The sequence below is a fragment of the Streptomyces sp. NPDC049813 genome, from assembly GCF_044465085.1.
GTDB lineage: Bacteria > Actinomycetota > Actinomycetes > Streptomycetales > Streptomycetaceae > Streptomyces.
Map to the genome: position 1 here is coordinate 349,722 of NZ_JBITLI010000006.1, position 12,673 is coordinate 362,394.

Annotated in this window: 13 protein-coding genes and 1 tRNA gene; 7 read left to right on the forward strand and 7 right to left on the reverse strand. The window is 71.1% G+C overall.

What is annotated here, in order from left to right; all coding sequences use genetic code 11:
• Nucleotides 1–76 precede the first annotated feature (76 nt).
• A complete protein-coding gene (locus ACIBW6_RS16480) occupies nt 77–1,468 on the reverse strand; it encodes a PP2C family protein-serine/threonine phosphatase (protein WP_399060005.1) in 1,392 nt (463 codons plus the stop codon).
• A gap of 631 nt (nt 1,469–2,099) precedes the next feature.
• Between ACIBW6_RS16480 and ACIBW6_RS16485 the strand changes: the two genes are divergently transcribed.
• Nucleotides 2,100–2,795 carry a bifunctional DNA primase/polymerase gene (locus ACIBW6_RS16485; protein WP_399060006.1) on the forward strand — a complete coding sequence of 232 codons (696 nt, stop codon included), beginning with the start codon at nt 2,100–2,102 and terminating at the stop codon, nt 2,793–2,795.
• A gap of 56 nt (nt 2,796–2,851) precedes the next feature.
• Nucleotides 2,852–3,580: a hypothetical protein gene (locus ACIBW6_RS16490; RefSeq protein WP_399060007.1), complete on the forward strand. Its 729-nt coding sequence runs from the start codon at nt 2,852–2,854 to the stop codon at nt 3,578–3,580.
• Between the two features lie 209 nt (nt 3,581–3,789).
• Here ACIBW6_RS16490 and ACIBW6_RS16495 read toward each other — a convergent pair whose 3' ends face one another.
• From ACIBW6_RS16495 to ACIBW6_RS16505, 3 genes are all read right to left on the reverse strand, one after another.
• Nucleotides 3,790–4,752, reverse strand: coding sequence for a DUF5926 family protein (locus ACIBW6_RS16495; protein ID WP_399060008.1), 963 nt, complete (start codon nt 4,750–4,752; stop codon nt 3,790–3,792).
• A gap of 105 nt (nt 4,753–4,857) precedes the next feature.
• Nucleotides 4,858–5,496, reverse strand: coding sequence for an ATP-binding protein (locus tag ACIBW6_RS16500; RefSeq protein ID WP_399060009.1), 639 nt, complete (start codon nt 5,494–5,496; stop codon nt 4,858–4,860).
• 73 nt (nt 5,497–5,569) lie between these two features.
• On the reverse strand, nt 5,570–6,394 hold the full coding sequence (locus ACIBW6_RS16505; protein ID WP_399060010.1) for a glycerophosphodiester phosphodiesterase: 825 nt from the start codon (nt 6,392–6,394) through the stop codon (nt 5,570–5,572).
• 442 nt (nt 6,395–6,836) lie between these two features.
• Between ACIBW6_RS16505 and ACIBW6_RS16510 the strand changes: the two genes are divergently transcribed.
• Nucleotides 6,837–8,486 (forward strand): S1C family serine protease, encoded by a 1,650-nt coding sequence (locus ACIBW6_RS16510; protein WP_399060011.1) that lies wholly within the window; start codon nt 6,837–6,839, stop codon nt 8,484–8,486.
• Between the two features lie 98 nt (nt 8,487–8,584).
• On the opposite strand, the gene ACIBW6_RS16515 is transcribed toward ACIBW6_RS16510, so the two are convergent.
• The gene (locus ACIBW6_RS16515) at nt 8,585–9,031 is read right to left on the reverse strand and encodes a hypothetical protein (RefSeq protein WP_399060012.1); all 447 of its coding nucleotides are present in this window, start codon (nt 9,029–9,031) and stop codon (nt 8,585–8,587) included.
• A gap of 182 nt (nt 9,032–9,213) precedes the next feature.
• On the opposite strand from ACIBW6_RS16515, the gene ACIBW6_RS16520 reads away from it, so the two are divergent.
• Nucleotides 9,214–9,298 (forward strand) — tRNA-Ser (locus tag ACIBW6_RS16520).
• A 122-nt stretch (nt 9,299–9,420) separates the two neighbouring features.
• On the opposite strand, the gene ACIBW6_RS16525 is transcribed toward ACIBW6_RS16520, so the two are convergent.
• Entirely contained in the window at nt 9,421–9,900 is a 480-nt protein-coding gene (locus ACIBW6_RS16525) for a hypothetical protein (protein WP_399060013.1), read from the reverse strand.
• A gap of 146 nt (nt 9,901–10,046) precedes the next feature.
• Here ACIBW6_RS16525 and ACIBW6_RS16530 point away from each other — a divergent pair, with 146 nt between their 5' ends.
• Both ACIBW6_RS16530 and ACIBW6_RS16535 read left to right on the forward strand, forming a co-directional pair.
• Complete coding sequence (locus ACIBW6_RS16530) at nt 10,047–10,187, forward strand: hypothetical protein (RefSeq protein WP_399060014.1); 141 nt, start codon at nt 10,047–10,049, stop codon at nt 10,185–10,187.
• A 176-nt stretch (nt 10,188–10,363) separates the two neighbouring features.
• On the forward strand, nt 10,364–10,867 hold the full coding sequence (locus tag ACIBW6_RS16535) for a hypothetical protein (RefSeq protein ID WP_399060015.1): 504 nt from the start codon (nt 10,364–10,366) through the stop codon (nt 10,865–10,867).
• 119 nt (nt 10,868–10,986) lie between these two features.
• Here the strand turns inward: ACIBW6_RS16535 and ACIBW6_RS16540 are convergent, their stop codons facing one another.
• The gene (locus tag ACIBW6_RS16540; RefSeq protein WP_399060016.1) at nt 10,987–11,880 is read right to left on the reverse strand and encodes a bifunctional DNA primase/polymerase; all 894 of its coding nucleotides are present in this window, start codon (nt 11,878–11,880) and stop codon (nt 10,987–10,989) included.
• Between the two features lie 362 nt (nt 11,881–12,242).
• Here ACIBW6_RS16540 and ACIBW6_RS16545 point away from each other — a divergent pair, with 362 nt between their 5' ends.
• Nucleotides 12,243–12,554, forward strand: a complete 312-nt coding sequence (locus tag ACIBW6_RS16545; protein WP_399060017.1) for a hypothetical protein — start codon at nt 12,243–12,245, stop codon at nt 12,552–12,554.
• Nucleotides 12,555–12,673 lie beyond the last annotated feature (119 nt).

Genomic DNA, 12,673 nt, shown 5'->3' on the forward strand with positions numbered 1-12,673 from the left:
TGGACCCCCTCCATCGTACGAGCGTACGGAAGGGGGTCCAGGGCCGGATGGCCTCTTACCGAGCGTGGGGGTCCGCCTACGCGAAGCGGGCCGCGAGGAGCACCACGTCCTCGTCGCTGCCGGCGGCGTCGAGCCCGTCCGGCAGCACCGTGTGCAGGACGTGGTCGGCGACGGCGCCCGGGTCCTCGCGCAGCGCCCTCGGGACGCTCGCCGCGGCGGCGTGCAGCCGGGCGAAGGCGCGGTCCATCGGGTCGCCCGTGCGGTGCAGGAGGCCGTCCGTGTACAGCAGCACCGTCTCGCCCGGGTCCGGCGCGATCTCCACGCTCGGCGCCTCCCAGCAGGCGAGCATCCCCAGCGGCGCGGAGAGCGTCGTCTCCACGAACTCGGTGCGCCGCTCCCCGATCACCAGGGGCGGGGTGTGCCCGGCGCCCGCGAGCAGGATCGTGCGCTGCGTGGGCTCGCAGTAGGCGAAGCAGGCGGTGGCGCTGCGGGCGGGCTCGGTGAGGCGCAGCAGCAGCTCCAGGTCGGACAGGACCGCGACGGGGTCCTCGCCCTCCATCACGGCGTACGCGCGCAGCGAGGCCCGCAGCCGGCCCATCGCGGCGAGCGCGTCGGCGCCGGAGCCGGTGACGGACCCGACGGCGAGGCCGAGGGCCCCTTCGGGCAGCGGCAGCGCGTCGTACCAGTCGCCGCCGCCGCGCGGCCCGGAGCGGTGGCGCACGGCGAGCTCGACGCCGGGGACCCGGGGCAGCCGGGCGGGCAGCAGTTCGTCGGAGACGGTGCGCGACCACGCGCGCGTGCGCTCCAGTTCGCGCAGGCGGCCCAGGTGCTCGGTGGCGTAGCGCGCGTACAGGCCGATGAGGTGGCGCGCGCGTTCGGCGGGGGCGGCCGGTTCGTCGTAGAACCAGACGGCCGCGCCCAGGCGGCCGGCGCCGTCGGTGGCGAGCGGCAGCGCGTAGCTCGCCGCGTAGCCGAGGCGGGCGGCGACCTCGCGGTGGCGCGGGTCGAGCCCGTCCTCGGCGAAGAGGTCGGCGCGGGTCTCGTCCTCGGCGCTCAGGCCGTCGAGGATGCGCCCGTAGGAGGTCGCACCGCGCGGCACCGTCTCGATGTGGCCGAGGTCGGGGCGGGAGAGGCCGAGGGCCAGGGTGCGGTCCGGGCCGAGGCCGTCGCCCGGCTCCAGGACGACGAGACCGCGCCGGGCGCCCACGAGGGCGGCTCCGGCGCGCAGCAGTTCGTGCAGGGCGTCGTCGAGCGTCGCGGTGCGGGCCAGGCGCTCGGTGAGCTCGTGCAGCGTCGTGAGGTCGGAGACCCAGCCGGCGAGTTTGTCCTGGATCAGGGCGCCGGGGGCCACGGGGGCGGAAGCGGCCGGTGAGACGGCGGGCGCGGGCGCGACAGTGTGGGCGGGAGGGGGAACCTGTCCAGGAGGGGAATCGATTCCAGCCACTTTCGGCAGATGTGGGGTCGTCATGGCGTCCGGCTCTCTGACCGGCGCGTATTGCTCAATAGCATCGCAAACCCCCATGTCATTCTGCGCCGCCCGGCAATGTCTCCACATCTACACGCACTGAAGAGGGGATGTCCAGCATTGTCCTGCGGGAATTCCTGGTGTTGGTGGTGCTCAAGTGGCTTCTGCGGTAATGCGATCTCTGTTCTCGTCCGTGATCATCGACCGGTCCAGATCGTTCCAACTTGGCCAGAAACCGACTCGGGGAACGGGGCATTGGGGTCGACTGGCATGGTTCGACGGAGCGTCATAGCGGCCGCGGTGGGTACGTAGTCGGTGAAGGCCAGGGGCAGTTGGGATCCACCCGGAACCTGGTGACGGAACCGGACGTCTTAACCATCGACGACCGTGCCCCATCCTCCCGTGGGGGAGGCGACGAGAAATACGCGGGATGGCAAACGCCAGGCGCCGCCACCCCACGCCAGGCTTTCGAAGCACACAGCAGGCGCTCGGACTATAGGGGTTCACCCTTGCCTCGGGCCGGCGACCAGAGCTGTGGTGAAGCGCCGCAGCACGTACGCACAGCGACTGTTCGGTACAAGGTGTGATGTGGCCCTAAGCGTTCTCTTCGGTCAACGGAAAGGAACGAGCGCTCATGCGCGAGATCCTCGGAAGGCGACGCAGGCTCCTGTCCAGGCGGGACAGCGGGAAGTCTGACCAGATCGGCGCGGCCCTCACGTACGCGACATCGTGGCGGTGGCCGGTACTGCCGGGCATAGGACTTGCCGAGGCGGGGCGCCGCGACGGCGTCCGGTGCGCCTGCCCCGACCCGGAATGCACCGTGCCCGGCGCGCACCCCTTCGACCCGGGCCTGCTCGCGGCGACGACCGACGAGCGGCTGGTCCGGTGGTGGTGGGCCAATCGGCCGGGAGCCCCGATCGTGCTGGCCACAGGTGCCTCGTCCGGTGCGTCCGGGGGGCGCGCGCCCTGCGCCGTGAGCCTCCCCGCTGTCGCGGGCGCCCGCGCTCTCGCCGCGCTCGACCGCGCCGATGTGCGGCTCGGCCCGGTCATCGCGACCCCGGAGCGCCTCGCGATCCTCGTGGCGCCGTACGGCATGGAGCAGCTCGGCGAGCTTCTGTACGCGCAGGACCACGTCCCCGGCTCTCTCAGGTTCCACGGTGAGGGCGGCTATCTCGCCCTTCCGCCGTCCGCCACGGGCGCGGGGCAGGTCCGCTGGGAGCGCGCGCCGCTGCCCGGTTCCGCGGCGCCCTGGACACCTGATGTGGAGGCCGTGGTCGACACGGCCGTGGACGCACTCACTCGTACGGGTGTGAGCGCACCCGAGTTGTAGCGGTACGCGGCGCGCGGCGAGCCGCCGGGACGGGTGTGCGCCGATATCTTCGGCGCATGCCCGCCGCGCCCCCGCTTCCCGAGGTTCCGACCGGGCCCGAGCAGGAAAGGCGCCCTTCGCGTCTTCGGCTGTTCGGGCTGCTCTCCGTGATCGTGCTGACCGCCGCCCTGCCGCTGGCCGGTGCCTCCGCGGGGGTCCTGGGGGACCGTTCCGCCCGCCCGGCCGCGCCGCCGCCCCAGCAGCCTTCGGGCACGACGCGGGAAGCGACGGAGGCCCGCCTGGCCGACGCCGCGAGGGACGCCGCGGACGGCGGCGTGGACCGCGGCGTGGACGAGAAGCCGGCCGGGGCCGCGGCGGGGGAGCCGCGCGGCGGCACGGGGAAGGAACCGGCCGTCGTCGTCGACCGGCCCGCCACCTCGCTCCTGGCCGGCCTGGGGTCGGCCGCCGCCGCCCAGTGCGGCCCCCAACTCACCTCTCCCGAAGGCATCGAGGCGCAGACCTGTGTGCTGCGCCAGGAGCGGGAGACCTGGGCGCGCACCTACTACCGCAACACGACAGGCGGGGGCCTGAGCGCCGTACTGACGCTCATGGCGCCCGAGGGGCGCACCGTGCAGATCACCTGTGCGGTGGGCGCCGAGGACGAGCCGGGGATGTGCGAGACGCCGCGCGGCCGGAGCCGGGCGGAGCCCGCCCGGTACGCAGCGGTGGCGGAGTACGCGGCCGCCGGTGACGGTCCGCTGTTGCTCCGCTTGGGCAGCAACTCCGCGCCCGCGTACGGGCGTTGAGCCCTCGGCCGCGGTCGCGGGCATGAAAGCGCCCGGTTGCTGGCGACGGGGGATGCACCAGCAACCGGGCTACCTGAACGGTAACAAGAGATCGGCAGTTAGCAAATTCGATCTCTTCTATTCGGACATGGATTTACCTGCAACTACGGGGAGTTGTGACCGGAGTCACCACTTCCGGAAGTCGCTTCCCGTCCGACGGGCGGCCCACGTCAGCTGAGCGTCACCTGGCGGTTGGTGAGGCCCCCACGCGCGCGACGCTCGTCCGCGGTCAGCGGCGCGTCCGTGGCGAGCGCGGCGGTGAGCCGCTCGGCGAACGCGGCCGCCGGCTTCTCGACGTCCTCCGCGGTGACGGCGCTCGGCAGGTCCCAGACCGGCACCGTCAGGCCGTGCGCCCGGAACGAGCCGACGAGGCGCGTGCCCTCGCCGAGCGAGGACGTGCCCGCCGCGTGCAGCCGCGCGAGCGCGTCCAGGAGCTTCTCCTCCGGGTACGGCATGACCCAGCGGAGGTGGTTCTTCTCCGGCGTCTCGCACCAGTAGGCGCTGTCCACGCCGGTGAGCTTCACGGTGGGGATCGCCGCGGCGTTCGCCCGCTCCAGGGACGCGGCGACCTCGCCCGACGCGTTCTCCGAGTCCGGCACCCAGAACTCGAAGCCCGTGTGCACGACCGGCTCGAAAGCGCCCTCCGGGTCGAGGAGGTCCTGCAGGCGCGGGCCGTCGGCGGGCGCGCGGCGGGCCTGCACCGGGCTGCCCGGCTCGGCCGTCAGCGCACGCTGGAGGGTGTCGGCCAGGTCGCGGCTGATGTCGCCGGACGCCGTGTCGTTCTGCAGGCCCAGCAGGATCGAGCCGTCGTCACGGCGTAGTGCGGGCCACGCCATCGGCAGCACCGTCGCGAGCGTCACCGAGGGGACGCCCTGGGGCAGCTTCTGCTTCAGGGGCAGCGCGGCGGTGGCCGCGGGCACCAGCTCGCGCAGCGCGACCCAGTCACCCTCGCCCGGCAGGCCCTCGAACGGACGCTGCACCAGCTCCGTCACCGCGTGGGCGGCCTCGCGGCCGTGGCAGGCCTTGTACCGGCGGCCACTGCCGCAGGGGCAGGGCTCGCGGGCGCCGACGACCGGGATCTCTCCACTGGTGACTTGCGGCTTGCCCTTGGTCTGCGGGCGCTTCTTGGCCATCTTGGACGTCTCCCGGCTACGGCTCTCGTACGTACGGGCGCGAGCCTATCCGCTCGTACTGACAAGGGTGGGACGCGACTGGGGCGGCCCTCGCGCGGCCGTGCCTCAGCCCAGTTCGTCGAAGGCGTCCGCGAGATCCAGGCCCACCAGGTCCGCGGCGGGTGGCGCGGTGATGCGGGCCGCGAAGTCGTCGCGCCGGTGCGACGCCGCTTCCGCGTGGACATCCTTGTGCACGACCACCCAGACGGTGACCTCGCCCCGTGCGTCGTCGCGTACGCCCCAGTCGTCCGCGAGCGCCGTGATGATGTTCAGCCCGCGGCCGCCGCGCGCCGTCACCGAGGGAGTGGCGGGAACCGGGCGCGTGGGCCCGCCGCCGTCCGTCACCTCCACCGTGAGGCAACCCCGGTCGTCCACGCGCCACGCGACGCGTACGTCGCCGTCGCCCGTCATGTCGTCGCCCAGTGGCCTGCCGTGCCGACAGGCGTTGCTGAGCAGTTCGGAAAGGATGAGTACCGCGTCGTCCACCACCGGGTCCGAGACCCCGCGGCGCCGTAGCTGATCACGCATCCTGTGTCGTGCTTCGCCGACGCCCGCAGGGCCATGGGGTACGGCCATGCTCGACGACGCAGGCACCTCCTGTGCCACCACCAACGCCACCCCCGAAACCTCCTTTGCCCCACGCCACGGTGTGGATGCCCCAATGGACTGGACCGGAAACCGGCCAAACAGCCCCCGGTGACGCACTCGCGACAGTCGAACACGTACCGAACGCGCCGGAGCACTCCCCGTGACGGTGCGGAGCGTGGGTGGCCGGAAGTCACCCCCGGCCGAGGTGGTCGAGGACCGCGGCGGGCCGGTTGGTGATGATCGCGTCGACGCCGAGCCGGACGCAGAGGTCGACGTCCTCCGGTTCGTTCACCGTCCAGACGTGGACCTGGTGGCCCGCGCGTGTGAGCTTCTCGATGTACGCGGGGTGGTTGCGCACGATGCGGATGCCCGGGCCGGCGATGTGGACGCCCTGTGGCAGGCGCCCTTCCCGGTGGCGGGGTGAGACGAACTGCATCAAGTAGACGGTCGGCAGCGTGGGTGACGCCTCTTGGACGCGCAACAAGGAACGGGCCGAAAAACTCATGACGCGCACCTGTGAGGGCTCGTCCGGAACTGGTGCTTCCAGGCCGAACCTCTTGAGGAGCAGCAGGAGCCGTTCCTCGACCTGACCCGCCCAGCGGGTGGGGTGTTTGGTCTCGATGGCCAGTTCGACCCGGCGTCCGGCGTCCACGACCAGTTCCAGCAGCCGCTCCAGGGTCAGCACGGAGGTGTCGGCGGAGGACCCCGCCCAGTCCGGGCCCTCCGCCTGGTCCCGCCAGGAGCCGCCGAGGTCCTTCCAGGACCCGAAGTCGAGGGCGGCGAGATCGGCGAGCTCCAGGGCCGAGACGGCGCCACGACCGTTCGACGTACGGTTGACGCGCCGGTCGTGCACACAGACGAGATGGCCGTCCGCTGTGAGCCGCACATCGCATTCGAGGGCGTCGGCACCGTCCTCGATCGCCTTCTTGTATGCGGCCAGAGTGTGCTCGGGGGCGTCCTGCGAGGCACCGCGGTGGGCGACGACCTGGATGCGTTGCTGTCGTGCGTGGGTCACCGCGACATGGTGCCACCGTGCGGCCGGCCACCGAGAAAGTTCGGCCTAGCGGATGCGTCCGTTTCGTCCGGCATAAAGGATGGCGGCGGACGCACAGGAACGCCTTATGGTGCCCTGACGCCTCGTGGGAAAAGCTGAGCGCGTACAACTGCACACACAACTGGACCGTGACAGGACCATGCCGGAACGGCACGTGGGAGCGGTCGGCCGCGTGCCGCGTCCGCCCGCATCCGCTCTCGCTGGAGGCGGTCCTCGCGAAGAGCGCCGTACTGACGGTGGTCTTGGCAAGGACAGCGTTTTGGCAAGGACAGCCACATCGAGGGCAGTCGTACCTGGAACAGCAGTGCGAGGCCCAGGACTGGCACTGGCACGGCACCGGCGCCGATGGCAGTCGCACGAATACAGCCTTACTGAGACAGCCGTGGATCGAGGAGAGAAAGCTGTGAGCACCGAGAACGAGGGCACTGCGGTCCCCCCGGCCCCGTCCGCACCTCCCGTGCCGGTGGACGCTCCCGCTGCTCCCGCACCGACACCGGCCGGGCCCGCCCCGGCCGCCCCGGAGAGCTCGGGGCGCGAGGCGGCGCACCCGGCTCCTGAGGGCGCGCACCAGGCTCCTGCGGGCGCGGGGTACGGCACGCATGAGGCGCCCGGGGCGTATGAGGCTCCCGGGGCACATGAGGGATCCGGGGCGTATGGAGCCTCCGGGCCGCACGAGAGGTCTGGGGCGTACGGGTCCACGGGTCCGCAAGAGGGGTCCGGGGCCTTCGGGGCTTCAGGGCCGCACGAGGGAGCGGGTCCGCACGAGGCTGCCGGCCCGTACGCCGCGGCCGGGGCGCCCGCCGGCCCCGCCGGATCCGCCCCGGCCGGCGACTGGCCCCCGCCGCCGCCGGCGGTCCCGTCGTACGCGGGCGGTGGCGGCAACGGATCGTGGGGCGCCTCCTACCAGGCGCCGCAGCCCAAGCCGGGCGGCCGGCGCGGCGGTCTCCTCGCGGGCGTCATCGCGGCGGCCCTGATCGCGGGCGCCGTCGGCGGCGGCGTCGGTTACTGGGCCGCGGAGCGGGGCGACGACTCCAGCACCGGTTCGACGACGGTCTCCGCCTCCAACCCCGCCGACCTCAAGCGTGACCCGGGCACCGTCGCGAACGTGGCCGCCAAGGCGCTGCCAAGCACGGTCACCATCGAGGCCGAGGGCAACAACGGCGAGGGCGGCACCGGCACCGGCTTCGTGTACGACAAGGAAGGCCACATTCTCACCAACAACCACGTGGTGGCGGAGGCCGTGGACGGCGGCAAGCTGTCGGCGACGTTCTCGAACGGCAAGAAGTACGAGGCCGAGGTCATCGGGCACGCACAGGGCTACGACGTCGCGGTGATCAAGCTGAAGAACGCGCCGAACGACCTGAAGCCGCTCGTGCTCGGCAACTCCGACAAGGTGGCCGTCGGGGACTCGACCATCGCGATCGGCGCGCCCTTCGGCCTGTCGAACACGGTGACCACGGGCATCATCTCGGCGAAGGACCGCCCGGTGGCCTCCAGCGACGGCACGGGCAGCAGCAAGGCCTCGTACATGAGCGCACTGCAGACCGACGCGTCGATCAACCCGGGCAACTCCGGCGGGCCGCTGCTCGACGGGAACGGCAACGTGATCGGCATCAACTCGGCCATCCAGTCCGCCTCCAGCGGCGGCATGGGCGGCGGTTCGGGCCAGGCGGGCTCGATCGGCCTCGGCTTCGCCATCCCGATCAACCAGGCCAAGATGGTCGCCCAGCAGCTCATCAAGTCCGGCCAGCCGGTCTACCCGGTGATCGGCGCCTCCGTCTCCATCGAGGAGGGCACCGGCGGCGCGAAGATCACCGAGCAGGGCACGAGCGGCTCCGCGGCGATCACGGCGAACGGTCCCGCGGACAAGGCCGGCCTCAAGCCCGGCGACGTCATCACGAAACTGGACGACTCGGTGATCGACTCCGGCCCGACCCTGATCGGCCAGATCTGGACGCACCAGCCGGGCGACACCGTGAAGCTCACCTACACGCGCGACGGCAAGGAGCGCACGACGGACGTGACGCTGGGCGAGCGCAAGGGCGACAGCTGACGAATCCTGATCCCGCGGCCCCGGAACATCGCCAGGCGGCGTTCCGGGGCCGCGGGCCGGGTTGCCCGAGTGGCCAAAGGGAAGGGCCTCCGTCGTGGCTACGGTTGCGGAACTGTCGCTCCGCTTGCGTCATGCGCGGAGTCGGCAAGCGCAGCCAACCTGTCCATCGCGGTCTTCGTTTCTTCGGTGGACAGGGCAGGGAGCTTGGCCAGCTCGGCGTGGGCAGTACGTTCGACGTCAGACCAGGCCTTGAGTGATCGCTTGTTGTTCGCGATGCGTTGATCTGTCCTGACGAAGCCCAATGCGGCGGTCAGGGACGCGGACACGAGCGCAAGTATCCCTGCCAGGACCCTCATCCCGGCATCGGCGAGGCCCGTGCCGCCTGCCGCCGCGGCAGTCATGGCGGCCGTACCTCCGAGGGCTACGTGAGCCACGTTCCAGAACCTGAGTCGGCGCTCTGCGCCCTTCGCCTTTCCGGCCGCCCTGTCACGGTTCGTCTCGAAGAACTCCCTAGCGCTGTTGTCCAAGGCGTTCGATGCCGTCATGCGTAGAGAGTGGCACTCCGGTGGGGGTGGCAACAGAGGCGATGGTGCCGAGGAACATGAGTGAAGCAGGGCTGAACCCCGTAGGACGAACAGAGCTGGCGCACGCGGTGTGGGCCGGGCCCCCACGACCCCGTCTCGTCCCGGTAGGCTGTACCCGCTCCTTCCCAGGTGGACAGGGCTGAGGTGGGTTGCCCGAGCGGCCTAAGGGAACGGTCTTGAAAACCGTCGTGGCGAGAGTCACCGTGGGTTCAAATCCCACACCCACCGCGCACATCGAAGGCCCCCGACCGGGAACGACGGTCGGGGGCCTTCGGCGTCTGCGCCGACCCTGGTGATCACCCCTCCCGGAGGCGGAGCCGCTGTAGCTCCCCGGCGGAACTCCAGTGCCCTCACCGAGCAGCCGTAAGGCCCGCTATCGCCAAGTCCGATCGCGCTGCCTCGTGCAGCACATTGAGCGCCTCTACGAGGGGGACCACGCGGAGCTCGGCCACACCGCTAGCGGGGTCCCGAGCTGCCCGCAACAGTTCCCACGTTCGCTGGTTTGCCATGTGCGCGGCGGCAGCGGCCTTCTCGTGGCTCAGCAGGACGAAGGTCTCGAAGAGGATCGATCGCCGGCGTTCGCCTTCCTCCATCGCCAGCAACGCTTCAGCGGCGGGTGCTCCCTGGTCGCGTGCCCGCCCGGCGTCCATGGCGGCTCGTTGGATCTCCTTGATGCACGTCACGTACTCGATGTACGTGTCCAGTTTTCGCTCGTCCCAGCGCGTGAGCATCTCCCGACGGAACTTTGCCCGTTCGGCGGCTGTCGTCACGAAGTAGGACGTCAAGGCGCCGATGAGAACGCCGATGAGCGTGAGGATCTGCGTGGCCATGCCGGACAACGTATCCGCGTGGCTCGGAGGGCGGACGAGTGTTCGGCTCCGCATCAGTGCAGTGGCACAGCAGAACGCGGGTAACCGGTCGGCAGCGGTCGCGGCCCGACCGTGCCCAGCCGGATGCCGACGGAGGAGGTCAGACCGTGGAGCACCTTCATGTGGCTGCCGACAACCCGACGCCGTTCTGGCCCACCGGCGCGATCATGCTCGTCGTCATCACGTTGATCTGTGGCGGGATCGGAGTCTGGCGGAATCGCCGGATGAGGCAGGGGAAGAAGTACTAGTAGTCACCATTGTGACGGCCACCTTCAACTGCCCCCTGTTCAATGCCCACTGCGCGTGAACTGTGCGGCGGTCTGTCGGCGAGCTGTGCGTCCTTCTCGCCGCGAAAACTCGGTGGAACCGGGAGGGCTGCTTCCCGAGGATGGGGCGTATGCGCGTCCCGACCGGCACACACCGTGTGGAGTTTCTCCGCCAACCGCACCCCGACCGGCCGGACCTCATGGCCTGGGGCATCCGGGTCGACGGGACCGACCTGCGCGTGCTGGTCGCGGAGGCGACACGTTCGCTCTGGGACCGGGAACTCGACGAGGACGACGACACACCGCAGGAACGCGAGGAGTTCCTGCTGAAGCAGCACGCCCCCTTGTACCTGGAGGACGACGCCCAGGCCCGGGCCCACTTCCTGGGCGCCGGCCCGGCGGCTCTCCGTGACTTGGCCTCGGGCGCCCGGTACCTCCTGGGCTGCTGCTGTGGGATTGACGCATGTTGGCCCCTGAACGCCACGGTCCACGTCACGGAGACAGAGGTGATCTGGTCCGGTTTCCATCAACCCCACCGGCCGGAGTGGGGCGAACTGCCCCTCGGCCCGTACACCTTCGCGCGCCCGGCCTACGAGGCGTCCCTGGCCGCGCCGGTCCTGCTCGCCGAGGACCCTCTCGCCCACCTACTGGGTCCGGATTAGCTGCTTAGTAGTAACCCAAGCAGGGACAAAGCAGCGGCCCAAGTAGCGACCCTAGTAGTGACGTGTTTCGGCGGCAGCCGGATGCTTGCTGTCCGGTGCGGCGGCCGCGGCTGACTTCGCTACGACCCCGAGGTCAGCCGCGCCGCGGAGGCGATCGTGGAGCGGGCCTCGCGTTCGGTGAGGCCGGTGCGGACAGCAGCGTCCACCAGAGCCTCCGTAAGGGTGGCTCCGAGGTTGCTTTCGTAGGCGCGGCACGCTGCCCAGAAGAGCCGGGTGTTGCGCTGGCCCTCTTGGGCGCCGAGGACGAACTGGACGAGACCGAGCCCGTGCTGCCCGGCCCGGCCGGGATCGGCGTGCTGGGGACGCGGCGGGGGCGTGAGCAGCCGGAGGAGTTCCGGCGGGCACGGCGCGGGCGCCAGGTGGGCGGTGCCGGGCACTGTGGCGTAGACGCCGCGCTCGGTGCGGGAGCCGGGTCCTACGAGGTAGCCGCCGGCGCCGCGGATGTCGATGCCGGGGGCGAGGCGGCCCGCGGAGTTGGGCACCACGACGTGCTGCGGACCGGAGAGCCACAGGTGCCGGCCGCCGCTGGGAGTGGCCACCACCACGGTGTCGGGGATCGTGAACAGATGCCGTAAGGCCAGTTCCCGCAGGGCCGCAGAGGAGTTCGTGCCTGCCTTGGTGTCCAGGTCGACGCCGATGAGGTGGTGGGGCGGCAGACCGCAGGCGATCCCGTAGCCAGTGGCCCGGGGCGCGGCGGCGAAGAGCGCGCGGATCCGGTGCGGATCGACCGTCGCGTCGTGCACGCCGTGCCCGGGGAGGCCGCACTCGCCGTGGCAGCGCGGGGTCGTCGGGGGGTCGTTCCGGTGCGGCGAGGGCAGCGCCGGGAGCTTGGTGCGGGAGAGCGGGATGACGGCGAACCCGCGCGCGGCGGCGGAGAGCGCGTGCGCGAGGGCCAGGGTCGCCAGGGATGCGGTCGGTACGGAGGGCGGCGTGTGTCGGTCGGTGGTGGCCATGGCGTCATTTTCGTACAGACGTTCGAACTAGGGAAGGGGGGAGGGCCGACCGGGGGCTATTCACCAAAAATGTGCCGAAACGCTTCATCCCAGAGGGCGTCCGGTCCGTGATCGCCGGAAGGGTCCGCGACAGGGTGGCCTGGGGCGTAATGAGCCGGAAGCAGGTTTATCGACATGTACTCACGCTTGCGAGCGAAAGGTGCCTTCCGGGGTGGTTCGCCGGGGATGCGGTGGGCAACTCTGGTCTCGCGACGTCGTGAACAACGCCGAGGCGGTCGGCCAACTGCCTTGGAGAAACCCGTACTTACCGGGCACCGGACATCCGTCCGTACCCCGATGTACCGCCTTCTGGAGGAAAAGACATGGCTTCCATCCGTACCGCCCGCGCTGTCGCCGCCATCGCCGCTCTGCCCCTCGCCGCGGCCCTGTTCTCCGGGGTGGCGATCGCCGACAACGGCTCCTTCGCGGGCAACGGATCGAACGCGGGGGTGGCGACGGTCAACGGCAGTGGGGTCGGCCACGACAACTTCGGCAACTCGTCCACCACGCAGCAGCAGGCGGTCGGCAACGGCGCCTCGAACCAGAGCAACACCGCTCAGGTGAACGGTTCCGCCTTCACGGCGATCCACCAGTCCAACCAGAACTACGTCGTCAACTTCACCGAGCTCTGGTGAGCCGGCGGGTCCTGTTCGGCAGTCCGACTGCTCGGCGGGGACCCGTCCTGGGGTGCGTGACAGGCTGCGCGGCGGTGCTTCGGCCCCGCCGCGCAGGCGCGTGTGCGAGCGGGCGAGTT

Bases quoted from the DNA above. Each gene is read 5' to 3' on its own strand.
- ACIBW6_RS16480 (WP_399060005.1), bottom strand. From the start codon at position 1,468: ATGACGACCCCACATCTGCCGAAAGTGGCTGGAATCGATTCCCCTCCT.
- ACIBW6_RS16485 (WP_399060006.1), top strand. From the start codon at position 2,100: ATGCGCGAGATCCTCGGAAGGCGACGCAGGCTCCTGTCCAGGCGGGAC.
- ACIBW6_RS16490 (WP_399060007.1), top strand. From the start codon at position 2,852: ATGCCCGCCGCGCCCCCGCTTCCCGAGGTTCCGACCGGGCCCGAGCAG.
- ACIBW6_RS16495 (WP_399060008.1), bottom strand. From the start codon at position 4,752: ATGGCCAAGAAGCGCCCGCAGACCAAGGGCAAGCCGCAAGTCACCAGT.
- ACIBW6_RS16515 (WP_399060012.1), bottom strand. From the start codon at position 9,031: ATGACGGCATCGAACGCCTTGGACAACAGCGCTAGGGAGTTCTTCGAG.
- ACIBW6_RS16525 (WP_399060013.1), bottom strand. From the start codon at position 9,900: ATGGCCACGCAGATCCTCACGCTCATCGGCGTTCTCATCGGCGCCTTG.
- ACIBW6_RS16540 (WP_399060016.1), bottom strand. From the start codon at position 11,880: ATGGCCACCACCGACCGACACACGCCGCCCTCCGTACCGACCGCATCC.
- ACIBW6_RS16545 (WP_399060017.1), top strand. From the start codon at position 12,243: ATGGCTTCCATCCGTACCGCCCGCGCTGTCGCCGCCATCGCCGCTCTG.